The 25,427-nt window shown below is 74.8% G+C and carries 28 protein-coding genes, 1 tRNA gene and 1 pseudogene; 12 read left to right on the forward strand and 18 right to left on the reverse strand.

Annotated elements, in window-relative coordinates; translation table 11 throughout:
• Window positions 1–10: 10 nt before the first annotated feature.
• On the reverse strand, window positions 11–835 hold the full coding sequence (locus tag DQ240_RS10930; RefSeq protein WP_113839642.1) for an acyl-CoA thioesterase II: 825 nt from the start codon (window positions 833–835) through the stop codon (window positions 11–13).
• Between the two features lie 53 nt (window positions 836–888).
• Window positions 889–1,614, reverse strand: coding sequence for a TetR/AcrR family transcriptional regulator (locus tag DQ240_RS10935; RefSeq protein WP_113839643.1), 726 nt, complete (start codon window positions 1,612–1,614; stop codon window positions 889–891).
• A 300-nt stretch (window positions 1,615–1,914) separates the two neighbouring features.
• On the opposite strand from DQ240_RS10935, the gene DQ240_RS10940 reads away from it, so the two are divergent.
• Entirely contained in the window at window positions 1,915–3,090 is a 1,176-nt protein-coding gene (locus tag DQ240_RS10940) for a helix-turn-helix transcriptional regulator (RefSeq protein WP_113839644.1), read from the forward strand.
• Between the two features lie 65 nt (window positions 3,091–3,155).
• Window positions 3,156–4,301 (forward strand): thiolase family protein, encoded by a 1,146-nt coding sequence (locus tag DQ240_RS10945; protein ID WP_113839645.1) that lies wholly within the window; start codon window positions 3,156–3,158, stop codon window positions 4,299–4,301.
• Window positions 4,302–4,404: 103 nt separating this feature from the next.
• Here DQ240_RS10945 and DQ240_RS10950 read toward each other — a convergent pair whose 3' ends face one another.
• From DQ240_RS10950 to DQ240_RS10960, 3 genes are read right to left on the reverse strand one after another with little or no spacing between them, the layout of a single operon-like run.
• Window positions 4,405–5,010 carry a CoA pyrophosphatase gene (locus DQ240_RS10950; protein WP_113839646.1) on the reverse strand — a complete coding sequence of 202 codons (606 nt, stop codon included), beginning with the start codon at window positions 5,008–5,010 and terminating at the stop codon, window positions 4,405–4,407.
• A gap of 53 nt (window positions 5,011–5,063) precedes the next feature.
• Window positions 5,064–5,633 carry a hypothetical protein gene (locus DQ240_RS10955; RefSeq protein ID WP_113839647.1) on the reverse strand — a complete coding sequence of 190 codons (570 nt, stop codon included), beginning with the start codon at window positions 5,631–5,633 and terminating at the stop codon, window positions 5,064–5,066.
• A complete protein-coding gene (locus DQ240_RS10960; protein WP_113839648.1) occupies window positions 5,630–6,220 on the reverse strand; it encodes a helix-turn-helix domain-containing protein in 591 nt (196 codons plus the stop codon). Before DQ240_RS10960 ends, DQ240_RS10955 begins: the two co-directional genes overlap by 4 nt.
• 67 nt (window positions 6,221–6,287) lie before the next feature.
• On the opposite strand from DQ240_RS10960, the gene DQ240_RS10965 reads away from it, so the two are divergent.
• Together DQ240_RS10965 and DQ240_RS10970 are read left to right on the forward strand one after the other, a co-directional pair.
• Window positions 6,288–7,250, forward strand: coding sequence for an NAD(P)/FAD-dependent oxidoreductase (locus DQ240_RS10965; protein ID WP_113839649.1), 963 nt, complete (start codon window positions 6,288–6,290; stop codon window positions 7,248–7,250).
• The gene (locus DQ240_RS10970) at window positions 7,247–7,864 is read left to right on the forward strand and encodes a bifunctional 2-polyprenyl-6-hydroxyphenol methylase/3-demethylubiquinol 3-O-methyltransferase UbiG (RefSeq protein ID WP_113839650.1); all 618 of its coding nucleotides are present in this window, start codon (window positions 7,247–7,249) and stop codon (window positions 7,862–7,864) included. Before DQ240_RS10965 ends, DQ240_RS10970 begins: the two co-directional genes overlap by 4 nt.
• Here DQ240_RS10970 and DQ240_RS10975 read toward each other — a convergent pair.
• The 3 genes from DQ240_RS10975 to DQ240_RS10985 all read right to left on the reverse strand — a co-directional run bounded on the left by DQ240_RS10975 (window position 7,861) and on the right by DQ240_RS10985 (window position 9,580).
• A complete protein-coding gene (locus DQ240_RS10975) occupies window positions 7,861–8,637 on the reverse strand; it encodes a triacylglycerol lipase (protein WP_113839651.1) in 777 nt (258 codons plus the stop codon). The two genes, DQ240_RS10970 and DQ240_RS10975, sit on opposite strands and share 4 nt — an antisense overlap.
• Window positions 8,634–8,933 carry a hypothetical protein gene (locus DQ240_RS10980; RefSeq protein ID WP_233498636.1) on the reverse strand — a complete coding sequence of 100 codons (300 nt, stop codon included), beginning with the start codon at window positions 8,931–8,933 and terminating at the stop codon, window positions 8,634–8,636. The genes DQ240_RS10975 and DQ240_RS10980 overlap by 4 nt, the downstream gene beginning before the upstream one ends.
• Before the next feature lie 65 nt (window positions 8,934–8,998).
• Entirely contained in the window at window positions 8,999–9,580 is a 582-nt protein-coding gene (locus DQ240_RS10985; RefSeq protein ID WP_113839653.1) for a hemerythrin domain-containing protein, read from the reverse strand.
• Between the two features lie 133 nt (window positions 9,581–9,713).
• Here DQ240_RS10985 and DQ240_RS10990 point away from each other — a divergent pair, with 133 nt between their 5' ends.
• Complete coding sequence (locus tag DQ240_RS10990; protein WP_199589244.1) at window positions 9,714–10,007, forward strand: hypothetical protein; 294 nt, start codon at window positions 9,714–9,716, stop codon at window positions 10,005–10,007.
• Here DQ240_RS10990 and DQ240_RS10995 read toward each other — a convergent pair.
• Both DQ240_RS10995 and DQ240_RS11000 read right to left on the reverse strand, forming a co-directional pair.
• A complete protein-coding gene (locus DQ240_RS10995) occupies window positions 10,004–11,179 on the reverse strand; it encodes an acyl-CoA dehydrogenase family protein (RefSeq protein ID WP_113839654.1) in 1,176 nt (391 codons plus the stop codon). The two genes, DQ240_RS10990 and DQ240_RS10995, sit on opposite strands and share 4 nt — an antisense overlap.
• A 36-nt stretch (window positions 11,180–11,215) precedes the next feature.
• Window positions 11,216–11,719 carry a DinB family protein gene (locus tag DQ240_RS11000; RefSeq protein WP_113839655.1) on the reverse strand — a complete coding sequence of 168 codons (504 nt, stop codon included), beginning with the start codon at window positions 11,717–11,719 and terminating at the stop codon, window positions 11,216–11,218.
• A gap of 85 nt (window positions 11,720–11,804) precedes the next feature.
• Between DQ240_RS11000 and DQ240_RS11005 the strand changes: the two genes are divergently transcribed.
• Window positions 11,805–12,842: an ion channel gene (locus DQ240_RS11005; protein WP_113839656.1), complete on the forward strand. Its 1,038-nt coding sequence runs from the start codon at window positions 11,805–11,807 to the stop codon at window positions 12,840–12,842.
• A gap of 1 nt (window position 12,843) precedes the next feature.
• On the opposite strand, the gene DQ240_RS24265 is transcribed toward DQ240_RS11005, so the two are convergent.
• Together DQ240_RS24265 and DQ240_RS11010 are read right to left on the reverse strand one after the other, a co-directional pair.
• Window positions 12,844–12,969 (reverse strand): hypothetical protein, encoded by a 126-nt coding sequence (locus DQ240_RS24265; RefSeq protein ID WP_255410893.1) that lies wholly within the window; start codon window positions 12,967–12,969, stop codon window positions 12,844–12,846.
• Between the two features lie 39 nt (window positions 12,970–13,008).
• Entirely contained in the window at window positions 13,009–14,256 is a 1,248-nt protein-coding gene (locus DQ240_RS11010) for a serine/threonine-protein kinase (RefSeq protein ID WP_113839657.1), read from the reverse strand.
• Window positions 14,257–14,449: 193 nt separating this feature from the next.
• Between DQ240_RS11010 and DQ240_RS23265 the strand changes: the two genes are divergently transcribed.
• Window positions 14,450–15,031, forward strand: a complete 582-nt coding sequence (locus tag DQ240_RS23265; RefSeq protein ID WP_113839658.1) for a hypothetical protein — start codon at window positions 14,450–14,452, stop codon at window positions 15,029–15,031.
• Between the two features lie 69 nt (window positions 15,032–15,100).
• On the opposite strand, the gene DQ240_RS11020 is transcribed toward DQ240_RS23265, so the two are convergent.
• The gene (locus DQ240_RS11020) at window positions 15,101–15,586 is read right to left on the reverse strand and encodes a DUF2505 domain-containing protein (RefSeq protein ID WP_113839659.1); all 486 of its coding nucleotides are present in this window, start codon (window positions 15,584–15,586) and stop codon (window positions 15,101–15,103) included.
• A gap of 44 nt (window positions 15,587–15,630) precedes the next feature.
• Window positions 15,631–16,008: a hypothetical protein gene (locus tag DQ240_RS11025; protein WP_113839660.1), complete on the reverse strand. Its 378-nt coding sequence runs from the start codon at window positions 16,006–16,008 to the stop codon at window positions 15,631–15,633.
• A gap of 68 nt (window positions 16,009–16,076) precedes the next feature.
• Here DQ240_RS11025 and DQ240_RS11030 point away from each other — a divergent pair, with 68 nt between their 5' ends.
• A complete protein-coding gene (locus DQ240_RS11030; protein WP_113839661.1) occupies window positions 16,077–16,748 on the forward strand; it encodes a DNA alkylation repair protein in 672 nt (223 codons plus the stop codon).
• Between the two features lie 319 nt (window positions 16,749–17,067).
• Window positions 17,068–17,658 carry a hypothetical protein gene (locus DQ240_RS11035; RefSeq protein ID WP_113839662.1) on the forward strand — a complete coding sequence of 197 codons (591 nt, stop codon included), beginning with the start codon at window positions 17,068–17,070 and terminating at the stop codon, window positions 17,656–17,658.
• A gap of 194 nt (window positions 17,659–17,852) precedes the next feature.
• Here the strand turns inward: DQ240_RS11035 and DQ240_RS11040 are convergent.
• Window positions 17,853–19,026 (reverse strand): annotated as a pseudogene (locus DQ240_RS11040) (IS481 family transposase).
• A gap of 114 nt (window positions 19,027–19,140) precedes the next feature.
• Window positions 19,141–19,214 (reverse strand) — tRNA-Ile (locus tag DQ240_RS11045).
• A gap of 331 nt (window positions 19,215–19,545) precedes the next feature.
• Between DQ240_RS11045 and DQ240_RS11050 the strand changes: the two genes are divergently transcribed.
• Window positions 19,546–20,757: a M23 family metallopeptidase gene (locus DQ240_RS11050; protein WP_233498637.1), complete on the forward strand. Its 1,212-nt coding sequence runs from the start codon at window positions 19,546–19,548 to the stop codon at window positions 20,755–20,757.
• Between the two features lie 6 nt (window positions 20,758–20,763).
• Here DQ240_RS11050 and DQ240_RS11055 read toward each other — a convergent pair whose 3' ends face one another.
• Complete coding sequence (locus DQ240_RS11055) at window positions 20,764–21,636, reverse strand: maleylpyruvate isomerase N-terminal domain-containing protein (RefSeq protein ID WP_233498638.1); 873 nt, start codon at window positions 21,634–21,636, stop codon at window positions 20,764–20,766.
• Window positions 21,637–21,713: 77 nt separating this feature from the next.
• On the opposite strand from DQ240_RS11055, the gene DQ240_RS24410 reads away from it, so the two are divergent.
• Window positions 21,714–22,946: a diguanylate cyclase gene (locus tag DQ240_RS24410; RefSeq protein WP_158548638.1), complete on the forward strand. Its 1,233-nt coding sequence runs from the start codon at window positions 21,714–21,716 to the stop codon at window positions 22,944–22,946.
• A 322-nt stretch (window positions 22,947–23,268) separates the two neighbouring features.
• Window positions 23,269–23,769: a DUF3145 domain-containing protein gene (locus DQ240_RS11065; protein ID WP_113839665.1), complete on the forward strand. Its 501-nt coding sequence runs from the start codon at window positions 23,269–23,271 to the stop codon at window positions 23,767–23,769.
• Between the two features lie 240 nt (window positions 23,770–24,009).
• Here the strand turns inward: DQ240_RS11065 and DQ240_RS11070 are convergent, their stop codons facing one another.
• Window positions 24,010–25,422 carry an acyl-CoA carboxylase subunit beta gene (locus DQ240_RS11070; RefSeq protein ID WP_113839666.1) on the reverse strand — a complete coding sequence of 471 codons (1,413 nt, stop codon included), beginning with the start codon at window positions 25,420–25,422 and terminating at the stop codon, window positions 24,010–24,012.
• Between the last annotated feature and the right edge of the window lie 5 nt (window positions 25,423–25,427).

A 25,427-nucleotide genomic window follows, 5' to 3' on the forward strand; every position in this document is an offset into this window, starting at 1 on the left:
CCCGTCGGCCCTAGGCCGACGGGGGCTGTGTCGTCCGAGGGCGGCGCATGAGGCCCTCCTGGACGACGGTCGCGACCAGCCGGCCTCGCAGGTCGGTGATCCGCCCCTGGTTGTAGCTCCGGCCGTCGCCGGCCGAGGGCGAGACCTGGTCGTACAGCAGCCACTCGTCGGCACGGAACGGCCGCAGGAACCACAGCGCGTGGTCCAGGGTCGCGAACTGCAGGCCCGGCTCGGTCGCGTGCACCTGCGTCGACGTCCCGATGAGGAACAGGTCGCTCAGGTAGGTCAGGGCCCCGACGTGGACGGCGGGGTCGTCGGGCAGCCGGTGGCGGTAGCGCACCCAGAACAGCTGGCGTGGGCGCCGGTCGACCCGCTCGCCGTCGGGCTCGGGAACCCGGACGGCGTCCCAGTTCGGCCACTCGTCGGCGAAGGCGCCGCCCAGCGGGTCCTCCCGGGGCAGCTCCTCGGGCCGGGGCACGACCGGCGCGGCCTCCTGGTGCTCGGGGCCCTCGTCGCCGGTGTGGAACGACGCCGACATCGAGAAGATGGTCTCGCCGTCCTGGACGGCGTTGACCTGCCGCGTGCTGAAGCCGCGTCCGGTGCGCAGCCGGTCGACCAGCAGGAGGATCGGCTGCTGCGGCCGGCCCGGCCGGAGGAAGTAGCCGTGCAGGGAGTGCACCGGCTGGGTGGGCTCGACCGTCCCGACCGCGGCCATCATCGCCTGCCCGGCCACCTGTCCGCCGTACGTCCGCGCCATGTGCGTGGGCACCGGGTGGCCGCGGAAGACGTCGGTGTCGAGCCGTTCCACGGTGAGGACGTCGAGGATGTCGGTCACCCGACACACCTACCAGGCGCCGGTCGCGGTCGCCCCTCCCGGGTCGGGACCGTTCAGCGGGCGGCGGCCCGCGTGCAGGGCTCGTCGGCCAGCAGGTCCTGCAGCAGCGCACGCAGCCCGCGCAGGGTGTTCTCGAGGCCGAACTCGAACTCCTCGTCCCCGGTCATGGCCAGCAGCTGCGGCCGCTCCAGCTGACCGAGCACGCGCAGCCGGGGGGCCTCCTCGAACGGCCCCGCGGTCGGCTCGGCCACCGCCGCGCCGTCGTCGGAGATCCGGGCCAGCGCCGCCGACCCGCGGGTGAACACCGACAGGGCGGCGTAGGCGTTCATCGCCGCGTCCGGCGGGAAGCCGGCGGCGACGAGGAGCTGCAGCACCCGGTCGATCCGCTCGGCTGAGAGCCGGTGCGCCTCGGGCGTTCCGGAGCTGCGCAGCACGATGAGGTCGCAGAGCAGCTCGTGCTCGCGGAACATCCGCCGCTGCTTGCGGAAGTAGCGGCGCAGGTACTCGTCCCACGGCAGGTCGTCGGGGATGTCGATGCGCCGGTCGAACTCGGCCATCGCGCGCTCGGCGAGGGTGTCGAGGAGCTCGTCCTTGCTGCGGAAGTACCAGTAGATGCTGGTGACGCCGACGTCGAGCCGCTGCGCGAGGCGGGGCATGCTCAGCGCCTCGAGCGACTCCTCGGACGCGAGCTCGTAGGCACCCTCGAGGATCTCCGCAGCACTGATCGACCCGCGCGCACGGCGCTTGCGGGGGGTCTGCGGGGCGGGGGTGGACGACACGCCGGGCCTCCTTCCGAGGAGCGTCGACCAGCCTAGTCCGGCTCGGATCGCCCCCGGCCCACGGCGGGCCCGGCCGGCACCTGGTCGAGCGACGTCCCCACCTGTGCGGAGCAGTCCGTCGACGGGCGGACCTTCCCTCCGGGCCCACCCGTATGATAGTTGTCGAAACGTCTACGGTAAGCATGTGCGGCGGGCGCCGCCCGTCCCCCCGGGGGATCCGGTCCCCCTCCCGGAAGCGAGGTCTGCGATGAGCGCCGTTCCGCCGATCGTCCCGAGCCCCGCACGCGGGGGTCGATCCTCGTGACCGCTTCCCCCTGGGCGCCGCCCGTCGCCGTCGCCCCCGTGCCGGAGGGCCCGACGCTCGCGGCGCACGTCCGCGACTGGCGGGCCGTGCACGGGCTGACCCACGGCGACCTCGCGCGCCGGCTCGGCGTCGCGCGCACCACCGTCCGCAACTGGGAGCTCGGCCGCCGGCCGCAGCCCCTCCAGCTGGCCGCCCTCGCCCGCCTGTTCGGCTGGGACGACCTGACGGCCCGCGCGGTGGCGGGGGAGGACCGGGTGCGCACCGAGCGCACCTCGGGCGGCCGGCACGCCTCGCCGCTGTGCCGGGCCCGCCTCGCGGCCGGGCTGACCATGACCCAGGTGGCCAACCGGGTCGGGGTGACGCCGGCGAGCGTCTCCCGCTGGGAGAACGGCTGCCGCCGGCCCAGCCCGGAGCATCGGCCGGCGCTGGCGCGGGTCCTCCGGGTCGCGCCCGAGCAGCTGGACGGGCTGCTCGAGGACACCCCGGCGGGGCGCTGGGACGGCGCGGCGCTGCCGGGCCTCGGTGCGCTGCGCCGGGCCGCCGGCTGGACGCAGCGGGAGTTCGCCCTCGCCGTCGGCATCGGCTCCACGACCGCGCACCGCTGGGAGAACGGCCGCACCCGCGTGCCGGAGGACCGGCTGGAGCGGGTGGCCGAGGCCCTGGGCCTGACCCCGGCGGAGCTCCTGGAGCGGGGCGCGACCCCGGTGGCCCGCGCCGACAGCATCCCCGCGCTGGCCCGCCTGAGGACCGCGGCCGGCATGAGCCAGCAGGAAGCCGCGCACCACGTCGGCATCAGCGTCCGGACCCTGCGCCGCTACGAGCACGGCCGTCGTCGGCCGGGTCTGGCCGCGGCACGGTCGCTGGCCCGGTGCTACCGGCGACCGCTGGCCGAGGTGCTGCGGGCCGGTGCGGTCCCCGTCCCGCCGATCCTGATGCGCCGGGCGTGGGTGCCCGCAGACCTGCCCGCGGTCCTCGAGGCGCTCCGGGCGACGGCCGGCCTCTCCGCGGCGGAGCTCGGCCGGCGCCTGGGCACGACCGGCCGCCGGGTGCGGTCCTGGGAGCGGGGCATCGCGGTGCCCGGCCGCGCGGCGTGCCAGCGGCTGGAGCTGCTGCACCAGCTGCCGGCCGACCGGCTGGCCCGGCTGGCGCGGGGAGCCGTTCCCGTCGGCTGAACCCCCGTGGCGTGACCGCGGTCTCCGTAGAGTGGTCGGCACGACTTCTCGAAGGGGAGAACAGCATGCGTGACGCAGTCATCGTCGAGGCCGTCCGGACGCCGGTCGGCAGGCGCAAGGGCGGCCTGTCGGGGGTGCACCCGGCCGACCTCTCCGCGCACGTGCTGCGATCCCTGGTCGAGCGCGCGGGTGTCGACCCCGCCGTCGTCGAGGACGTCATCTGGGGCTGCGTCGGGCAGGTCGGCGAGCAGACCTTCGACATCGCCCGGACCGCCGCGCTGGCCGCGGGCTGGCCCGAGACCGTGACCGGCGTGACGATCGACCGCCAGTGCGGCTCCTCGCAGCAGTCGATCCACTTCGCCGCCGCCGGCCTGGTCGCCGGCCAGTACGACGTCGTCGTGGCCGGTGGCGTGGAGTCGATGAGCCGGGTGCCGATGGGCACCGCGCTGATGGACCAGAACCCCTTCGGCGAGGCGTTCATGGAGCGCTACGGCGCCTTCCCGAACCAGGGCGTCGGCGCGGAATTGATCGCCGAGAAGTGGGGCTTCACCCGCGAGCAGTGCGACGAGTTCTCCGTGGCCTCGCACGAGAAGGCGGCCGCTGCGAGGTCCGAGGGCCGCTTCGAGTCGCAGATCGCCCCGGTGACCCTGCCCGACGGCACCGTGGTCGGTGAGGACGAGGGCATCCGTCCGGGCACGACCGCCGACGTGCTGGCCGGCCTGAAGACGGTGTTCAAGCCCGAGGGCGGCGTCATCACCGCCGGCAACTCCTCGCAGATCTCCGACGGGTCCGCGGCGCTGCTCATGACGACCGGCGAGAAGGCGCGCGAGCTCGGGCTGACCCCGATCGCGCGGGTGCACACCGCCGTCCTGGCCGGGTCCGACCCGATCATGATGCTGACCGCGCCGATCCCGGCCACGGAGAAGGCGTTGCAGCGCTCGGGCCTCTCGCTGGACGAGATCGGCGCCTTCGAGGTGAACGAGGCCTTCGCGCCGGTGCCGCTGGCCTGGCTGGCCGACATCGGCGCCGACGCCAAGGCGCTCAACCCCAACGGCGGCGCCATCGCCCTCGGTCACCCGCTGGGGGGCTCCGGCGCGCGTATCGCGACGACGCTGCTGCACCACATGCGCGACAACGGCATCCGCTACGGCCTGCAGACGATGTGCGAGGGCGGCGGCCAGGCCAACGCCACCATCTTCGAGCTCCTGTAGCCGACCCCGCCTCTTCGGGGCATGGGTACCGATACCCCCGTCTCGGGTCTCCAGGACGCAGGTATCGGTACCCATGCCCCACGGGGAGGGGAGGGGCGCGGCCTCAGCGCCAGGCGAAGACGGGTGCCTCGAGGTGGGCGACCCGGGTCCCCAGCCCCCGGCAGGCCACCTGGCAGAACTGGTACACGACCGCGGCGGTCGGCGCGTGCACGTACCCGCCGAGCAGCGGGAGCTGGATGACCGGCTGCTCGGACTCGGGGATGCGGATCAGCCGCGGCTCGACGTCGAGGTCGGCGACCGGGATCCGGTGGATGCGGGCCACCTCGGTCTCCTGCGGGACGAGCTCGCCGACCGCGCCGGCCCAGCAGACGACGGGGGTCATCACGTAGCCCGATCGCGTCACGTAGTCGTCGAGCAGGCCGAGCACCGTGGACGCCGGCAGCGACAGCCCGACCTCCTCGTCGAGCTCCCGCAGGGCTCCCTCGACAGCGGTCTCCCCGGTGTCGAGCCGGCCCCCGGGCAGCGCCCACTGGCCCGCGTGGTTGCGCATGCGCGCCGCGCGGCGGGTGATCAGGAGCGCGGGGACGCCGTCGTCCTCGACGACGCAGACGGCGACGGCGGCGTGCTTGAGGTCCGGCCGGTCCACCGCGATGCGCGGGAACGCCGAGACGCGGGCCGCCGCGGTGTCCCGGTCGAGGGTCGTGCTCATGCGTGCACCTCCCTCCGGAACCTACGTCAGCAGGGTCGACGCGGACCGACGGCTCAGGCGAGGTCGCGTCGGCGGTGGTCGATCGCCTCGAGGACCGTCTTCCGGTCGCGGCCCACCTCGCGCTCGGCCCGCTCGGCGCGGTCGAGGGTCCCGGCGTCCATCCCGGCCACCCGCTCGCGTGCCTCGGGGGCGGCGAGGTCCAGCAGCTCCGCGGCCGCGCGCGCCTCGCGGGCGGCGTCGGGGTTCGGGACGTGCTGCCCCTCGCCGTCCTGCTTCGCGCGCTCGGTCGCGGCGCGTTCGTCCTCGGTCAGCAGCTGCCAGGCGGCGTCGGGCAGGTACCGGTGCGTGGTCGAGCCGTCCCGGGCGTCCGTGCCGCCGTCTGCGGTGTGCCAGTCCTGCCCGGTCCACTGCTGCAGGTGCCGTTGCGCGTCCGTGCGCTCGCCCTCGTGCCGGTAGCCCCCGCCGGCCGCCTCGTACTCGGACGTGAGGAGCTGGCTCGTGCGCGCGCTCCACTGCCCGGGACGGCCACCGCGGTCCCCGGCCTTGATCTCCTCCTTGAGCCGCTCGCGCAGCTGCGGGTCGGTGTAGTCGTCGGCGTAGTCCTCCGCCGTCTTGCCGCTCATCCCCGGCCGGTACCCCGCGCCGGCTGGGCGCGCACGTGGATCCGCTCGCCCTGCGGTCCGTAGAGGTTGAGGATCTCGGCCGGCACGTCGCCGGGGTTGCCGACCCAGTGCGGCGTCCGGGTGTCGAACTCCGCCACCTCGCCGGCGCGCAGCTCGAGGTCGTGCTCGCCGAGCAGCAGACGCACCCGGCCGGAGAGCACGTACAGCCACTCGTGGCCCTCGTGGGTCTTCTGCTCCGGATCCCCGGGCGGGTGGTGCGGGGGGATGACCTGCTTGTAGGCCTGCACCCCACCCGGGCGCCGGGTCAGCGGCCAGAAGACGTGGCCGCCCTTCTCGAAGGGCCGGGCGACGACCCGCGGGTCGGGCGTGGAGGGCGCGCCGACCAGCTCGTCGATCGGTACCGAGTGCGCCCGGGCGAGGGGGAGGAGCAGCTCCAGGGTGGGCCGGCGCTGGCCGGACTCCAGCCGCGAGAGGGTGCTCACCGAGATACCCGTCGTCTCCGACAGCTGGGTCAGCGTCACGTCGCGCTTGGTCCGCAGTTCGCGCAGCCGGGGGCCCACCGCCGCCAGGACGTCGTCGTCGCTCATGCGTCCACTTTGCCATTTCAGCAAGGAAGTTTGTCAAGACGGCGACGTCGCGCGCACCCTCGCCGGCATGAGCGAACGAGTCGATGTCCTGGTGATCGGTGGCGGAGCGGCGGGTCTGTCCGGAGCGCTGGCGCTGGCCCGCGCGCGGCGCAGCGTGCTGGTGGTGGACGGGGGGACGCCGCGCAACGCGCCCGCGGCCGGTGTGCACAACTTCCTCACCCGCGACGGCACGCCGCCGGCCGAGGTCGTCGCGGCGGGGCGGGCGGAGGTCGCCGCGTACGGCGGCGAGGTGCGCGACGGCTGGGTGACCGGCGCGCGGCGCGTGGACGGCGGGTTCGAGGTGGCCCTGGCCGACGGCGGCACGGTCGTCGCGCGGCGGCTGCTGGTGGCCACGGGCGTCCGCGACGAGCTGCCCGACGTCCCCGGGCTGGTCGAGCTGTGGGGGACCGACGTCCTGCACTGCCCGTACTGCCACGGCTGGGAGGTGCGCGACCAGCCGGTCGGGATCCTGTCGGGCAGCGCGATGAGCACCCACGCGGCACTGCTGTGGAGCCAGTGGACCCCGGACGTGACCCTCTTCCTGCACACCGGCCCCGAGCCGACCGAGGAGCAGTGGGAGCAGCTCGCCGCCCGCGGCGTCGAGGTGGTGACCGGCGAGGTCGTCGGGCTGGAGACCGCGGACGGCCGGCTCTCCGGCGTCCGGCTGGCCGACGGCACCGTCGTCCCGCGCCGGGCGCTGGTCGCCCAGACCAGGGTCGGGGCACCGGAGGAGCTGCTGGCCGAGCTGGGGCTCGTCCCGGAGGAGGTCGGGATGAACGGCGTCGTCTTCGGCCGCGTGCTGCCCACCGGCGCGGACGGCGCGACGTCGGTGCCCGGTGTGTGGATCGCCGGCAACGCGGGCGACGTCCGCGCACAGGTGGTCGTCGCGGCGGCACAGGGGCTCGCGGCCGCGGGGCAGATCAACATGGACCTCGTGATGGAGGAGACCCGCGCGGCCGTCGCCGCCCGCACCGAGGTGGGTGCCGCGTGACCGTCTACGACGAGCAGTGGTGGGAGGAACGCTACGCCTCCGGGGAGGCGCACTGGAGCGGCCGGCCCAACGACGTGCTCGTGGCCGAGACCGCCGACCTCCCGCCCGGGACGGCGCTGGACGTCGGCTGCGGCACCGGCGGCGACGCGCTCTGGCTGGCCGAGCAGGGGTGGCGGGTGACCGCGGTCGACCTGTCGCGCACCGCGCTCGCCCGCGCGGCCGCCGCGGCCGAGGAGCGTGGGGTCGCCGAGCGCACGAGGTGGCAGTACGCCGACGTCACCACCTGGGCGCCGCCCCGGCATGCCTTCGACCTGGTGACGACGGCGTTCCTGCACGTGCCCGGCGGGGTGCGGGACGCGGTCATCGCCCGGCTGGCCGCGGGAGTGGCGCCGGGCGGCACGCTCCTGGTGGCGCAGCACGACCCGAGCGACCTGCACACGGTGCGGCACGGCCAGGACCCCGACCTGTTCGCCACCGGCGAGCAGCTGGCCGCCGCGCTGCCGGCGGGCGAGTTCGAGGTGCTGGTCGCCGAGGCGCGACCGCGGATGGGCCGCGCGCACGAGGGCGAGCACCTGCACATGGCCGACGCCGTCCTGCGGGCCCGCCGCCGTTAGCGGTCCCCGGGCTCGCCGGGGAAGAGCCGGGCGAGCCCGGGCGGCGGGTGGAAGGGGCGCCAGGCGTCGGCGGGCTGGGCCAGCCGGTCGGCCACGACCCACAGGACGGCGGGGTCGTGGCCCATCCCCAGGTGACTGGCGTGCACGCCGACGTTCTCGCTCCGGGGCCCGGGCCGCTGCAGGCAGGCGCGCCAGTCGACGACGCCGTCCCAACGGGAGTAGACCGATGTGCTCGGCACGGGCAGCGGCCGGGCCGGATCGGCTGTCGACAGCCGCCGGCTGGAGTGCAGCGGGGCGAACCGGCGGTAGACGCGGGAGCCCGGGGTGTCGTCGGCGGCGGTGACCACCGAGGAGAACGGCGAGCCGAGGGAGATCACCTGGCGCACCTGGGCGGGGGTCCGCGCCGCGAGCCGCCGGGCGAAGATCCCGCCGAGGCTCTGCCCGACGATGCTCACCGCGGTGCCGTGCCGGTCGGCCAGCCGCTGGACGAGCCCGGGCAGCGCGTCGACCACCTCGGGGGTGGGGCCGCGGTTGCGGCCGAGTTCCCAGCCGACCACCGGGTGGCCGAGGGCGCGCAGCCAGCCGCGCAGCGCGGTGGTCGACATGTCGGTGGCCATGAGGCCGGGCAGCACCAGGACCGGGTGCCGGTCCCCGCGCGGCGCCAGCGCGAGCAGCGGGAGGGTCGCGGCGAGGCCGCCGGCGCTGGCCAGGGCACGGAGCGGCTCGGTCGCGGCGAGCAGCACCCGCCGCCGGCCCGCGGGGGAGTCGGTCACTCCGCGGCGGGGGGCAGCAGGCGGGGGAGGAACACCTCGTCGATCGGCCGGGGGCCGACGTACTGACGGCAGGTGCACGGCACCCAGGCGTGCCCGGACCAGCGCCCACGCTTGTCGTAGGTGTCGCGGCGCAGCTCGGCGTAGCAGGTGTTCGTCTCGGTGTCGTGCTGACTGAGCGGGTGGCCGCAGCCGCACGTGGGCGGCGGCGCCGGGGGCGGCGGGGTCGGCCGGCGACGGGTCAGCAGCCCCGCGCCGTACCCCACCGCCAGCAGCGCGGCTCCGATCAGCAGGCTCACCGGCTCCACCGGGCCGCTCCCTCCCTCGTCGTCGTCGTCCCCTCCGACGGTAACGCCGGCGGTCCTCAGCCGGAGTGCCTGCCGCGTCCGCTCACGGCGTCGCGCAGGTGGTCCAGCAGGCTGGCGACCGGACCGAGCACCGTGCGGACGCCGGCCTCGTTGGGTGTCAGCGGGTGGGCGCGAGTCGGGGCGATCGCCTTGACCCGCTCGACGTCGCGGGCCATCGCGGTGAGCTGCTCGGACGAGAAGGCCCGCCGCAGCTCGGCGAACATGCGGCCCTCTTCGTGCACCACGTGCTCGCGGATCTCCCGGATGAGCGTGCGGACCTCGTCGTCGAAGCCGGCGTCCTCGGGGTCCATCCGCTCGAGGCGCTTCATCGTCTCCTCGGCCTCGCCGTGCTCGTGCTTGGAGCGCTCGGCCTCCTCCCGGTCGACGTCGGCCTCCACGCGCGGGTAGACCTGCGTCTCCTCGGCGACGGCGTGCTTGACGATGCCGATGGTGACCTCGTCGACGAGGTCGCGCTTGCGCCGGAGGTCGTCGGCGCCGGTCCGCCCGAGGAGGCCCTCCAGCTCCCGGAAGAGCCGGTCGAACTCGCGGTGGTCGGCGCTGAGCAGGTCGACGACGTCGTGCTCGGGGGCGGCGGTCATGGCTTCTCCGGAGGGGAGCGGGGGTCCCTGGGCTCGGGGCCCCGGGGGTTCCCCGGGGTCGGGTCGGCCACACCCGGACACCCGTTACCGCCGTGGGGGTTTGGACCGGTGGGTCCGTGGGCACGACGTCTGCGTGGAGACCTACGCCGTCGGTTTCGCCAGGCCGGACCGGTGGTCGTGGCACGGGACGTCGGACCAGACGCCGTGGCACGCGGTCGTCGCCGACCGGCCGGCCCGTGAGCTCGACGGCGTCGTCGACCTGGCGCTGTGCGGTGCCGTCGTGCAGATCTGGGGCTCGCAGCGCTGGGAGCGCATGGGCACCGGGCGCACGGCCTGCCCGGAGTGCGTACGGCTGAGCGCGGTGTCGCCTGCCGCCGTCCCCGCCGCGCCGGCCACCCGGTCCGGCCCGCTGCTCCGCGCCGTCTAGCTCTTCCGTCGGCCGCTGATGGCCGACAGGCCGGTGATCTCCCGGCCGACGATGAGGGCCTGCACCGAGTCGGTGCCCTCGAACGTGAAGACCGCCTCCATGTCGGCGTGGTGCCGCGCGACGTGGTGGTCCAGCAGGATGCCGTCGCCGCCGAGGATGTCGCGGGCGTCGGCGACGATCGCGCGGGCCTTCGCGGCGTGGTTCATCTTCGCGAGCGAGGCCATCGCCGGCGTCATCCGGTCGGCGTCGGCGAGCTTCGACAGCCGCCAGCACATGAGCTGCATCGAGGTGATCTCGGCCAGCATCCGGGCCAGCTTGTCCTGCACGAGCTGGTAGCCGGCGATGGGCTGGCCGAACTGCTCCCGCTGCAGCGCGTGGGCCAGTGCCAGCTCGTAGGAGGCGGTCGCGAGGCCCAGCGCCCGCCAGGCGACGGTGTACCGGGTGCGGTCGAGGACCGTCGAGACGTCCTTGAACGACCGGCACTCCGCGAGCCTGTTCTCCGCCGGCACCCGGACGCCGGTCAGGGTGATCTCGGCCTGCCACACCGCACGCAGCGCCGTCTTGCCGGTCATGACGGTGGCCTCGAAGCCCGGCGTCCCCTTCTCGACGACGTACCCGCCGACGTCGCCGTCCTCGTCGCGGGCCCAGATCAGCACGAGGTCGGCGATGGACCCGTTGCCGATCCACTTCTTCTGGCCGTCGAGCACCCAGGAGTCGCCGTCGCGGCGGGCGGAGGTCTCCAGGCCGACGGCGTCGGAGCCGTGCCGGGGTTCGGTCAGGCCGAACGCGCCGATCGTCTCCATCCGCGCCATCGCGGGCAGCCAGCGCTGCCGCTGCTCCTCCGAGCCGAGCATCGCGATCGACTGCATGGCCAGGAAGCTGTGCACGCCGTTGAAGGTGCCGATGCTGCCGTCGGCGCGGGCCAGCTCGGCGGCCACCAGCCCGGCCGACACCGCGCTCATGCCGGGGCAGCCGTAGCCCTCGATGGTCCCGCCGGCGATGCCGAGCTCGGCCAGCCTCGGCACCAGCTGGCCGGGGAACTCGGCGCGCTCCCAGTACTCGTTGACGATCGGCGTGACCTCGCGCTCGCCGAAGGCGCGCACCCGGTCGCGGATCTCGATCTCCTCCGGCGCCAGGAGGTCCTCGAGCGCGTAGAAGTCAGGGCTGGTCACGAGAGGACGGTAGGGCCGGGAGCGGTGCGCCGCAGGTCAGCCGATCAGGCCGCGCACGTAGCCGATCTGGCCGAGGTGCTGCAGGTCGTCGCCGAGCACGCTGACCAGCCGGACGCCGAGGGTGACCGGCGGGTCGTAGGACTCGTCGACGACGCGGTCGAGGTCGTCGTCGGAGAGGCCGGCGAGGAACTCCGCCGTCCGGGCGTGCACCGCGGCCGAGTACTCCACCAGCAGGGCCGGGTCCTCGACCCGGACGGCGGCGACCTCGTCGGCGGACATGCCGTAGCCGATCGCCGCGTCGTGGACCGGGAGGTCGAAGCGGCGGGCGAAGCCCTGGGCGGTCCAGACCTGCTCGCTGCCGGCGACCTCGGCGACGTGGTCGTCCTGGACGCGCAGCAGGTGCCAGGCCAGCCAGGCCACCGGGTTGGCGTCGGGGCCGGGGCGCGCGGTCAGCTGGGCCGCGGTCAGCCCGTCCAGGCCGGCGCGGAGGCTCTCCTCCACCTGGGAGAAGGCATACGTGAGGACGGCGCTGCTGTGCACCGGCCCGCAGTACCCCTGTCGCCCGGGGTCACGCCTGCCGCCGGTTACGTTGCTGTCCGTCCCCGCCGTCGACCAGGGAGGCCCGGTGCCGTTCCTGCTGTTCGCCCGTCTGGCGCGGCTGCTGCGCCTGCGGTTGCGCAGCTGGCGTCTGCCGCTCGCGGTGACCGTGTTCGTCTTCCTGACCAGCTGGGCGGCGATGGCGCTGGTGGAGCCCGCCGGCAGCGGTATCGCCGACCCGGGCGCCTACTGGTGGTACTTCGTCGTCACCTCGGCGACCGTCGGGTACGGCGACTACTTCCCGCTGTCGGCCGGCGGTCGCGTGGTCGGCACGTACGTGATCGTCGGCGGGATCGTCACGTTGACGTTGCTGTTCACCCAGCTCACCACGGCCCTGCAGACGGTGCGGGGCCGGCGCACGAGAGGAGTGGTCGCACTGGACGTGGAAGGGCACGTGGTGCTGCTCGGCTACACGCCGGGGCGGACCGAGCGCATCGTGGCCGAGCTGACGGCGGAACGGCGCACCCGGGTGGTGCTCTGCGCGTGGGACGAGGTGGCCGAGGACCCGCTGCCGCACCTGCCCGACGTCGACTTCGTCCGCGGCGACCTGACCCACGTCGACGTGATGGAGCGCGCCTGCGTCGACCGCGCCCGCACCGCGGTGGTCGACGGCCGGGACGACAACGAGACCCTCGCCATCGCCGTCGCCGTCGACCACGCGCACCCGGGCATCCACCTGGTGGCCGCGGTCCGTGACCTGGGCCGCCGGGAGACGCTGCGCTACGTCAACCCCGACGTGCAGGTGGTGCAGTGGCACATGCCGTTCCTGCTGTCGGAGGAGGCGGCCGACCCCGGGCTGACCCAGGTCTACAACGACCTGATGACCGCCGGCGGGCACGGCAACACCTACTCGACGCGGGTCCCCGCCGGGGCCGGGGAGATGTCCGTGGGCGACGTCGCGACCCGGCTGGGCCGCGGCTTCGGCGCCACGCTGCTGGCCGTGCGCGACCCGGAGGGCGCGCTCGAGGTCAGCCCCCCGTGGGAGCGGGCGGTGCCGCCCGGGACGACCCTGTACTACGTCGCGCGGGAACGGCTGGCCGGCGAGCGGCTGTTCGCCGGCGGTTGATTCAGGCGCCGTCGGCCTCCTCCGGCTCGCTGGCGGACTCGAGCTGGTCCAGCTGCTCCGGGGTGGGCTGCTCCAGGGCGATGTCGCGGGGCTGGGGCTGGGGCTGCTCGGGCTCGGGCGTCGTCATGCCCCGAGCCTGCCGCAGCAGCCGGGGGAGCGCGCGGGCTCAGAACAGCTCGAGCGCCGTCCCGACGAGCGCGATCGCGCCGACGACGACCGCCAGCAGCGCCAGCACCAGGACGACGACCGGGACCACCACCCAGCGCCGTCGGAAGCGGAACCGTCGTCGGCGCGGCCGGGCCGGGGCGGCGACGGGCGGGGCGGCCTGCCGTGACGGCTTCGGGTGATCGGCGCGATCGGCGCGTTCGGCCTTCCGGGCGCGGCGCCGGTCGGCCAGGTGCCGGGCCTGGTCGGCGGCGTCTCGGGCGACCGAACCGATGAGCGCGGCCGAGCCCGCGGCGAGCGCCCTGAGGTCCTCGGCACTGATCCGCTCCACCCGGTCGCCACCGACCGCCGCGGCGCCCGCCGGCCGGGCAGGGGCAGGGGACGGCGGGCGCGGTGGGGGCCAGGCCGCCGGTGACGGCGCCCCCGAGAGGGCCGCCTCGAGCTGCGCCTGCGCCTGCTCGGGCGTCGTCCGCAGGGCGGGGTCCTTGACGAGCAGGCCACGGACGACCGGCTCGAGCGGGCCGGCGTGCAGCATCGGTGGCGGGTGCTCCGAGACCACGGCCATGAGGGTCGCCATGGGCTCGTCCCTGGCGAACGCGGGCCTGCCCTCCAGCGCGGTGTAGAGCGTCGCGCCGAGTGACCACAGGTCCGACGCGGTTCCCGGTTGGGTGCCGTGGGCGCGCTCGGGGGACATGTAGGACGGCGACCCGATCATCGTGCCGGTGGTGGTGAGCGAGGAGTCGCCGGTCGCGGTCGCGATGCCGAAGTCGGTGAGGTGCCCGCGGCCGGCGGTGTCGACGAGGACGTTGCCCGGCTTCACGTCGCGGTGCACGATGCCGGCCCGGTGGGCGGCGACCAGGCCGGCGAGGACGTCGAGCCCGACCCGCGCCACGGTCTGCCACGGCAGCGGCCCGTTCTCCTCGACCAGCTGCTGGAGGCTGCGCGAGGGGACGTGCTCCATGACCAGCCAGGGCCGGCCGTCCTCCTCGACGACGTCGAACACCGTGGTCACGTGCGGGTGGTCGAGGCTGGCCGCGTTCCGCGCCTCGCGGAGGGTCCGCTCGCGGAGCACCTCGCGCTCGTGCTCGGTCACGTGCACCGGGTAGGTGACCTCCTTGACCGCGACGGGCCGGTCCAGCAGCCGGTCGGTGGCGCGCCAGACCACGCCCATCCCCCCGCGGGCGATCACCTCGGTCAGCACGTAGCGGCCGCCCAGCAGGCGGTTCCCGGCATCCGCGTCGGCCGACATGGGAGCGGACGCTACGCCCGACGGCGGGTTGCGGCGCGGGTTCGCGACGCGCGTGGGGCGGAGGCATGGCGGACGTCGTCCGGGGTTGCTGCGATGCTGCTCCCCGGAAAGCGCCCGGCCGTCCGACGGCCGGGCCACGGACGCGCCGCCGGACACGGTGGCGCGCACCGCACCGTCGATCAGGAGGTACCGCATGACCACGCCGCCGGGCCCGAACGGCCCCGACCAGCAGCCGGGAGCCGGAGGAGCCGGCTGGGGCCAGCCGCCGGCCGGGTCCTCGGGTGGCTACAACCCGCCGCCGCCCCCGCCGCCGGGTGGTGCGACCCCGCCCGGCGCCACCCCGGCCGGGCAGTACCAGCCGCAGCCGGGCGGCGCCCCGTACCCGCCGCAGGGCGGCGCCCCGTACCCGCCGCAGCAGGGTGCCGGGCAGCCCTTCCAGCAGCCGAAGTCCGGCCCGCCGAAGTGGCTCATCCCGGTCATCGGCGCCGTGGTCCTGGTGGCCGCGGCGCTGGCGCTGTTCGTCTTCTTCGGCAGCAACGAGGCCGAGGTCGGCGACTGCGTGAAGGCCGAGGGCATCGACGAGATCGAGATCGTCGACTGCGACGACAACGCCGACGGCAAGGTCATCGGCCTGGGCGACGACGAGGTCTCCTTCAGCGACTACCAGTCCGACCCGTTCAGCCAGTGCGCCGAGTTCGAGGAGACCATCGGCGCCTTCTGGCAGGGCGAGGAGGGCGAGGACGGCACCGTCGTCTGCGTCGGCCCGCCGAACTGACCCACCTCTCGACCACCGGGCCCGGCCGGCGCAGCAGCGCCGGCCGGGCCCTCGTCGTCCCCGGAGGAGTCAGCCGGCGGACAGGCGGGCGTCGAGGACCTCGGCCTCCCGGCGCAGCACGACCCGGATGAGCTCGCGCACCGCGCCCTCCGCCTGCCGGCCGACCAGCGGCGCGTCGACGCGGGCCTCGGCGGTGACCAGGGAGCGGGTGCCGCCGTCGCCGACGGGCTCGAGCCGCCGCTCGCCCAGGACCTCCACGCTGCGTCCGAAGACCTCGGCGCGGACCTCGAGGTCGCAGCGCCAGCCGTCGCCGTCGGGACGCCACCGGCGGACGTCGGTCACCGCCACCTCCCGGGCGACGAACCGGGCGAAGACCGCCGGGATGCCGGCGGTCGGGGCGAGCATCGCGACCCGCGTCGTCGTGCCGTCGGTGGAGACCTCGCGCAGCTGGGCGCCGAGCGTGGTGGTCGTCTCCCGCAGGAACGACTCGTCGGTGAGGACGCCGTGCACGCGGGCGGGGGCGGCGGGGTGGACGGACGTGACGTCGATGGGCACGCCTCATCGTCGGTGTGGTCCGCGCCGGCCGCCGGTCGGACCGGTCAGCCGGTGAAGAGGACGACCTGGTCGGGGACGGCGGTGAACGGGTTGGCCCACTCCGAGGACGCGCCGGTGATCGGCTGGGCGTCGGTGACCACGACGAGCGGCGTGCCGGGGTAGATCGCCAGCACGCGGGTGGGTGAGGTCAACGTCTCGGTGCGCTCGATCAGCTCGCCCCGGCGCAGCTGCTGCGTCGTCCGCACCCCACGCAGCTCCTCGCCGACCTCCGCCGTCCAGCGGGCGCCGTCCTGGTCGAACTGCACGCACCGCACGCGCCGACCGGGCGGGGCCGGCTCGCAGCCGGCGAACTCGGCCAGCGCCTCGTACAGCCGCTCCGCCTGCTCGTCGTCGGTGGCGCGCGGGAGGAAGAAGGCGGTCATGTCCCCATCGTCTCCGCTGGTACCGACAGTGCTGGGCCCTAGGCTGCGGCCGACGACGGGAGGGCGCGATGTCCGGGACGACGGTGGCCGAGGTGACGGCGGAGCTGGCCGGGCTGGAGGACCCGCGCACCCGCGAGGTCAACGAGCGCCACGGCGACGACCACGGCGTGAAGCTCGGCGACCTGCGCGCGATCGCCAAGCGGCTCAAGACCCAGCAGGACCTCGCCGTCGACCTGTGGGCGACCGGCGACACCGCGGCGCGGCTGCTGGCGCTGCTGATCTGCCGGCCGAGGGCGTTCGGTCGTGAGGAGCTGGACGCGATGCTGCGCGAGGCCCGCGTGCCCAAGGTGCACGACTGGCTCGTGAACTACGTGGTGAAGAAGAGCCCGCACGCCGAGGAGCTCCGCGTGGCCTGGCTGGCCGACGCGGACCCGGTGGTGGCGAGCGCCGGCTGGGCGCTGACGACCGAGCGGGTGGGGAAGAGCCCCGAGGGCCTGGATCTGGCTGGGCTGCTCGACGTCATCGAGGCGGAGATGAAGGACGCCCCGGACCGGCTGCAGTGGGCGATGAACGAGTGCCTGGCGAACATCGGCATCCAGCACGCGGAGCACCGCACGCGCGTGCTCGACATCGGGGAGCGGCTGCGGGTCCTAGAGGACTACCCGACGTCCCCGGGCTGCACCTCGCCGTACGTGCCGATCTGGGTCGGCGAGATGGTCCGCCGCCAGGAGCTCGCGTAGCGGTGTGGAGCGGGTGGGGCTCGAACCCACGACCCAGGGATCATGAGACCGGCTCGCCGAGCGTCGGCCGCAGGGCGACCATCACCGGCTGAACTGGTCAGTGCAGGCACTGACGCCTGGCCGACTGTTCGGTTCTGAGCGGTCGTCACCGGCCCAGGGCATGAGCCCCGGTCGCCACCCACCTGACGCCTCGACCCTCAATCCAGCTCGGCTGAGCTGGCCGCTGTGCCGATCCCGACATGCTCCGAGGCGGAGTCGCACGGGCTGTCTCCGGCAGAGGACCGGTACCGTCCCGCTCATCAACACGGGGGAGGGTCCGATGCGCCGACTGGTTGTGGCGAGTGCACTGGCGGCGGTGGTCGTCCTGAGCGGCTGCGGTGGCGGCGACGACGCCGATAGGCCGTCGGCGGCGAGCCCGACCGAGGAGTGCATCGGCTTTGGCTGCAGCGACGAGCAGGACGCCGAGCTCCTAGAGGGCGAGGCGGAAGCCAACGAGCCGGCCGAGGTCTCTGTCACCGACGGCCCGTATGAGTGGCCCGACGGCGTCACGGCGCGGATCGTCTCTGCGACCGCCGGCCCCCTTGAGTTCGGCGGCCCGGAGCCCCCCGACGACACGCAGGTCACGATCGTCGTCGAGTTCAGGAACGGCGGAGAAGCGCCGTTCCTGTTCCCCGACGGCACGCTGTATGTGGCCGACGAGGTCTTCTATGGCGAGAACCGATACGAGGCTGGGGCCTGGGCCGTCGCGGACAACAACGTGCCGCAGCAGCTGGTGCCGGGCACCTCGACGACGTACACCACGGTCGTCGCGATGCCGGGCTCTGAGCTCGGGAAGCTCGCTTTCCAGACCAGCCCGAACAGCGACACACACCCGCCGGTCACATTCACCGACGTCGAGACGCTGCTCTAGCGCGGGCGCTCCTGCGCCCGGCGACTGCCCGGACCGCTCGTGGGCGGGTGACGTGCAGCCGGGGCGGTGATCTCGCCACCTGAGTTCCGGGTGGGAGGTCTCGCGCCGAGTGCTCCACAGGCGGGGTTAGGACCGGTGGGGCTGTCCAGCTTCGGTTGATGCTTGACGGAGCTACGTCGGTTGATCCTTGACGCTCAGGACGTCGTTCGTTGGATCGATGCCCGCTTCTTGCGGACCTCCCCTCGGCTGGTGCGGGCGACGGTCTTGGCCAGGTCGTTACCGATCCAGAACTGCAGGAGCTGGTCGGTGACGTGCACGTCGCAGCGGGCGCCGGCGTGGTGCTTGCCGACGCTGACCTGCTGCCAGGCCACGCAGACGACCCCGGTTGCTGGCCACCCGGCGAGACACCCAGTCCTCACCGGTGCGCTCGGGCTGGTCGGGCAGCACGGTGGCTGCCGGTCCGTTCGCGAAGCGTTTCGCCGGGGTCTGCATGTCCAGGGACTGGTGTGGCCGGGACGAGTTGTAGAACTCCACCCACTCATCGACCGCGGCCTGAGCGGTGCGCAGCGAGCTGAACACCTGCCCGGTCAGGCACTCGGCGCGCAGGCTGCGGTGGAATCGCTCGATCTTGCCGGTGGTGGTCGGGGACCGCGGCGCGGTGAGCAGGTGCTCGATGCCGTTCTCCCGACAGATCCGGTCGAACAGCACCTCGGTCGGCGGATGGCCGAAGCGGCCGGTGAACACCTTTCCGTTGTCGGTGAGGATCTGCTGCGGCACCCCGTGCCGGCGTAACGCCGAAGCCAGTCCGTCGCAGACCGCCCGGGTGCGTTCCCGCGGCATCAGCACCGCGCTCACGCAGAACCGCGAGTGGTCATCCACCCCGGTCAGCGCCTTGACCGAGGTCCCATCGGCCAGCCCGATGCCGCCCACGACATCCATCTGCCACAACTCCATCGGCGCCCCGCGCTCCCAGCGCTTCCACGCCTCCTTGCGCCGCCGCCGGGCGCCGGGCTCGATCAGCCCGGCCCGCTTCAACGCCCGATACACCCCCGCCTCACTCGGCACCGGCGTCACCTGCCGCCGGGCCAGCTCCACCACCAGCCGCCGCGGCCCCCACGCCCGATGCTGACGCCGCAACTCCAGCACCGCCGCCTCCACCACCGCCGCCATCTGATGCGGACACGACGCCGGCCGATGCGACCGATCAGCCAACGCCTCCAGCCCGCCGTCCTCATACCGGGCCAACCAGGCATGCAGCGTCTGCCGCGAGACACCCCACTGCTGGGCCACCGAACTCACCGGATGGCCCTCGGCGATCACCGCCAACACCGCCAGATAGCGCTGTTCCGCCACGCTCAACTCCCTCATCGAGGGAGCGTCAAGGATCAGCCGAAACAGCTGTCAACCATCAACCGCAACACTGTCGCGCCTCACCCGAAGCCCCGTGGTCAAGCATCAGGCGAAACAACACAAGTAGCGGTGTGGGGCGGGTGGGGCTCGAACCCACGACCCAGGGATTATGAGTCCCATGCTCTGACCGGCTGAGCTACCGCCCCGTGCGACCCGGGCCGGCCGCGCCGACAGCCTGCCACGCACGCCGCCGGTCGGAGCGGCGAGGTCTTCGGCGGACCCAGAGGTGCGGAATCGTGTTCGTCGTTACCTCGCCGTGACCTCGGGCCGGATCTCGCGTACCGTCGCTCGCGGCTCCGCCGGGCCACGCGCCTCGCACCTCGAGGACCTCGGCGAGCCCCGCCGATCCGTCCCCGCCACCTGCCGGGACGGCCGGGACTCGCCGTCCCGGGGTCGCGCGTGCACACGGGGGCAGCGGCACGTGGAGGGGACGACGTCCTCCCGACCGGTGGTCCGCAGAATTGGAGAGCCGCCGCGTTGGCGACCCTGCACCGCCCGTTCCACCCCGTCCTGTCCCGCCGCCTCCGTGCCGCCCTGCTCACCGGAGCCGCGGCCGCTGTCCTGGTCGCCACCCCGAGCGGACGGGCCGCCGCGGCCCCCGCCGACGACCTCGCCGAGGCCCGTGCGGCACAGGAGGCCGTGGCCGCCGAGGTGGCGGCCGTCTCCGCCGAGGTGCGTGCCGCCGAGGAGCAGCTGCAACGGATGACCGTTGAGGCCGAGGCCGCCGCCGACGCCGCGCTGGTCGCCCAGGTCCGGCTCCTCGAGGCCCAGGTCGCCGCCGACCGGACCGCCGCCGAGCTGGCCGCCGCGCAGTCGGCCGTCGTCGAGGCCGAGGACGAGGTGGCCGACGTCGGCCGCGAGGTGTTCATGGGCGGTGGTGACGCGTACGGCTCGGCCGCCGTCCTGCTCGACGCGGAGAGCCCCGAGGAGCTGCTGCAGCGCGCCGCGACCCTGGAGTACCTGGGCGACCAGCGTGCCGGCGTCCTCCGGGAGCACGAGGCGACGGAGGCCGAGGTCGCCCAGGCCGACGCCGCCGCCCGTGCCGCCGTCACCGAGCTCGACCAGGCCCGGCAGTCCGCGGACGCCGCCGCGGCCGCCGCGGCCGAGCACCTCGCCACCGCGCAGGCCGACGTCGACGCGGTGAGCGCGCGCAAGGCCGAGCTGGACGCCCGGCTGCGCGACGCCCAGGTCGAGCTGCTGCGCCTGCAGGGCGCGGCCGACGCCGAGGCCGCCTACGCCGCGCAGGTCGCCGCCGCGTCCGGGGCCAGCAACCTCTCCGCCGCCGCGGGTGCGGTCGCGCCGACGAACGGCCGGGTCACCTCCTGCTACGGCAGCCGCTGGGGCGCCATGCACAACGGTGTCGACATCGCCGCGCCGATCGGCACCCCGGTCTTCACCCCTGCCGGAGGCGTCGTCCTGCAGGCCGGTCCCGCCAACGGGTTCGGGCTGGCGGTCTACGTGCAGCACTCCGACGGCTCGATCACCGTCTACGGCCACGTGAACCAGTTCTTCGTCTCCGCCGGCGACGTCGTCTCGGCCGGGCAGCAGATCGCCGAGGTCGGCAACCGGGGCCAGTCCACCGGTCCGCACCTGCACTTCGAGGTGCACATCGGCGGGCTCTACGCCTCCCGGGTCAACCCGGTGCCGTGGCTGTCCTCGGTCGGGATCTCGCTGGGCGGCGCCTGCTGACGGTCGTCAGCGGCCGCGCAGCCGGCCCAGCAGACCGCCCGCGCCGCCCAGCGTGCGGGCGGCCAGCGAGAGGATCGGACCGCCGGGGATCCCCGGAGCGGCCGACACGATCGGCGCCAGCGTGAGCAGCCCGCCGATGTCGTGCACCTTCAGCCGCCGCCGGGCCAGCGCCGCCACCGGGTTCACCCGGCCCGACGCCGCCTCCAGCAGCAGGGCGGCCGGCGCCTCGACGGCGGTGCCGGGCGGGTCCCCGGCGGCCACCCGGCGCACGGTCCAGCCACGCTCGTCGGCGTCGAACGCCCAGCCGCCCTCGGGCGTCGTCAGCGTCACGCCGCCGGTGATCCCGCAGGACGACGCCAGGGCGCCCGTCACGTCGGCCAGCGCGGCCAGACCCGACTGCAGGACCTCGGCGGGCACCGGTGGAGCCCCGAGCGGCACCAGGTCCAGTCCGTGGACGGCGAGCTCGTAGGCCTGCCCCAGCACGACCGACAGCAGCGGCAGGGTGCCGACCGTGGCCACCGTCGGGGCGGTGTCGAGCTCGGCCGGCTCCTCGGCGAGGTAGCGCGCCGTCGCCTCGCGGTTGAGGTGCAGGGCCTCGAGCACCTCGTCGCGGGAGGCGTCCCGGTGGGCCGCCGTCACCCGGGCGTTGGTGCCGTCCACGTCCGGCGGCGTGCCCGCGCCCCCGGCCCGCGCCGAGGCGATGAGGTCGGCCAGGGCGGTGTGGTCGTCCCAGCAGCCGAGGTGGACCGCCACCTCGTGCGCCCGCCACCCCGGCAGCCGGGTGGGCCGCTCCAGGTCGACCGCCTCCACCTGGGCGATGAAGGCGTCCCAGGCGCCCAGCACCCGCCGGCCGACCTCCTCGCGGCCCGCGTCGGCCATGCCGTGTCCACCCGGAGCGTCCTCGAGTCGCGCCATGGCCCGCCGGTTACCCGGGCCGCGCCCTCGTCAGGCGTGGCGTGGCTCTCCCTCCTGCGGGGGAGAGCGGCGTCAAGCTGCCGGCCGGTTCCGTCGACCTCGGTGGGGTGACCACACCCAGCGGGGGACGGCGTGCCGCCGACGCGCCCCCGCGCGCCGGGGAGCGGGTGAGGGCCGTCCTGCGGCGCTCCCTCTACCGCCCCCTCGCCGAGGACGACGACCGCGTCGCCTACTGGGTCCACCACGTGCGCCTCGGGATCCTGCTCACCGAGCTCGGCGGCTTCGCCTCGCTGGGCTACGCCGTCCTCACCCCGACGACCGGGCACCTGCACCCGGCGCTGCTGACCGCGGCCGCGCTCGCCATCGGCGGAGCCCCGTTCCTCCTGCTCCTGCCCCTGCACGCGATGATGCGGGACACCCGGGGGCCGTTGCTCTTCTACGGCTGGAGCGCGGGCACCACCGTGCTCGTCGTCATCGGCACGCGCGTCGACGGCGGGGCCGACAGCGCCCTGATCTGCCTGCTGTTCCTCACGCTGGGCTTCATGTCGGCCGCCTTCCAGCCCGCCGGCGTGGTCGGCATGGGCGGGTTCATGGTGGTCTCCTACCTCGCCGTCGACGTCCTGCCCGAGCCGCGGGTCTCCGGCCTCTTCGTCGCCGTCGTCATGGCGACCTTCACGATGCTGTGCGCCCTGGCGTCGGCCAACGCGTGGGAGTCCTACGACCGCCAGACCGCCCTGCTGCGCACGCACGAGACGCTGGCCGCCACCGACCCGCTCACGGGGTGCCTCAACCGGCGGGCGTTCCTCGACCGGCTGCACGCCGTCATCGGAGGTGCGGGGGAGCGGGCCGTCGTGTGCCTCGTCGACCTCGACGGCTTCAAGGGCGTCAACGACCGCGACGGTCACGCCGCCGGCGACGCCGTCCTCCGTGCGGTCACCGGCGCCCTCGGCGCGGCCGTCCGCGAGACCGACGCGGTCGCGCGGCTCGGCGGCGACGAGTTCGCCGTCCTGGCCGCCGTCCCCGAGGAGGACGACGCGGCGCTGCTGGCCGACCGCATCCGGGAGAACGTCGCCCGGGCCGGCCGCTCCGTCGGGGTGACCGCCAGCGTCGGCGTGACCGTGGTGCGGCCGGGCGACGACGACCACGAGGTCCTCCTGCGGGCCGACCAGGCCATGTACCGGGCCAAGGCGGCCGGCGGGAACGGCGTGGGTCGCGACCTGGCCGGCGCCGGCGCCTGGTCGCCGCGGGACACCACGGCCGATCACCGAGCGTGACCGGCAGCGGGGCGCAGGCCACGCGGCGTGTCGTTCTTGGAACACGCCGTGCCGATGCGACGGTGGGGGTCGCGCACGCAGGGCAGACCCGCTGGACGACGCTCCGCGGGCCGTGGTATGGCCCCTGACCTGCGACGAGTGCGCGGATCGGTCACGAACAGTCACATGTGACCCATCCGCCCCGTCCGCACTGGCGCGACCGGGGGACCATCGGGCACACTGGTGCCCGGAGCCCTGAGTCTCCGATCGCGAACACAGCGCGTCACCGAATCGATATGTCCGTTGGGGAAGACGAGACAGATCGAGTCGATGGAGGTGCCTCGTGCAGCGACGGTCTACCCAGGGTGTCGTCTTCGTGCACGCGTGCCCGAAGGCGCTCTGCCAGCACGTCGAGTGGGCGCTCGAGCGCGTCGTCGGCGCGCCGGTCTCCCTGTCGTGGGCCGACCAGCCCGCGGCACACGGTTCGTACCGTGCTGAGGTCGCCTGGACCGGTTCTCCCGGGACGGGCGCCAAGCTGGTCGCCGCGCTGCGCGCATGGCCGATGCTGCGCTTCGAGGTCACCGAAGAGGCCAGCCACGGCAACGACGGCGAGCGCATGTCGTACGTGCCCGGGCACGGGGTCTTCCGTGCCCCGACGAGCGCCAACGGCGACCTCATCGTCACCGAGCAGCAGTTGCGGCACCTCGCGGCGACGGCCACGTCGGCCGAGGCCTTCCGCCACGGCGTCGACCAGCTCCTCGGTGCGGCCTGGGACGCCGACCTCGAGGTCTACCGCCACGCCGGCGACGGCAGCCCGATCACCTGGCTGCACCAGGTCGTCTGAGCGGGGGTCACGATCCGGTCGCGAGGGCGTGAGGGCTCCGGCCCGCCGTCGTAGGCTCAGCACAGATCGTCCGGGCGTCGTCGGGGAAGCGGCGCCCGGGCGATCTTCGTGCGTCCGGGCCTCTGGACACGGACGGGCTCGACGTCCTCCCTCACCGCAGCGCGTCCTCCCTCACCGTCTGCCGTGAGGTAGGACGCGCCACGATCAGGTCACCTGATCCCAGCAGGTGCGGCGCCCGCCCTACAGCGGGATGTTGCCGTGGGCGCCGCGCCCCGGACGGGCGTCGGCCAGGGCGCCGATGAGCCGCCGCCGGGTCTGCGCCGGCTCCACGACCTCGTCCACGACGCCGATCTCGATGGCCCGGTCGACACCGCCGGCGATCCGCTCGTGCTCGGCGGCGAGCTCCGCGTGCAGGGCGTCGCGCTCGGCCTGGGGGACCGCGGCCAGCTTCTTGCGGTGCAGGATGCCGACCGCGGCCTTGGCGCCCATGACCGCGACCTCGGCACCGGGCCAGGCGAAGACGGCCGTCGCGCCCAGCGACCGGGAGTTCATCGCGATGTAGGCGCCCCCGTAGGACTTCCGGGTCACCAGCGTCACCCGCGGCACCACGGCCTCGGCGAACGCGTGCAGCAGCTTCGCGCCACGGCGGACCACGCCGTCCCACTCCTGGCCGACGCCGGGCAGGTAGCCGGGCACGTCGACCAGGACCACCAGCGGCACCCCGAACGCGTCGCACATCCGCACGAAGCGGGCGGCCTTCTCCGCCGAGGCCGAGTCCAGGCAGCCGCCCAGGCGCAGCGGGTTGTTGGCGATGACGCCGACCGTCCGCCCGGCCAGCCGGCCGAGCACGGTGACCACGTTCGGCGCCCACCGCGGGTGCAGCTCCAGGCCCGGCTCGTCGAGCACCGCGCCGATCAGCGGCTTGACGTCGTAGGCCCGCTGCCGCTGCTCGGGCAGCAGCGCCCCGAGGTCCTCGTCCGGCTCGTCGGCCACCCCGGCGAAGGTGCCCTGGGCGGCGAGCAGGTCGACCGCGCGGCGGGCGGTGGCCAGGGCGGCCGGCTCGGTGTCGGTGACCACGTGCACGACGCCGCTGCGCCGGCCGTGGGTGTCCGGGCCGCCCAGCGTCTCCTGGTTGACGTCCTCGCCGGTCACCGAGCGGACGACGTCCGGCCCAGTCACGAACACCCGGCCGGCCGGCCCCATGATCACCAGGTCGGTCAGCGCGGGGCCGTACGCGGCGCCACCGGCCGCCGGGCCGAGCACCACCGAGATCTGCGGGATCCGCCCGGAGGCGCGCACCATCGCGGCGAACACCTCGCCGACGGCGTGCAGCGCGGTGACGCCCTCGGCCAGCCGCGCGCCGCCGGAGTGCCAGATGCCGACGACCGGCACCCGCTCGCGCAGCGCGGTGTCGATCGCGTCGACGATGTGCCGGCAGCCGTCCAGGCCCATCGCGCCGCCCATGACGGTGGCGTCGGTGCAGAACGCGATGGCCGGCGAGCCCTCCACGGTCCCGCGGGCGGCGAGGACGCCCGAGGTGTCGCGGGCGGCCAGGGGTCGCAGCGAGCCGGGGTCGAAGAACCGGGCCAGCCGGTCCTCGGGGTCACGCGGGTCGGGGGCGGGCAGTGTCGGGGCGGGGGAGAGCGTCGTCACGGGGA

The organism is Blastococcus sp. TF02A-26 (assembly GCF_003319125.1).
GTDB lineage: Bacteria > Actinomycetota > Actinomycetes > Mycobacteriales > Geodermatophilaceae > Trujillonella.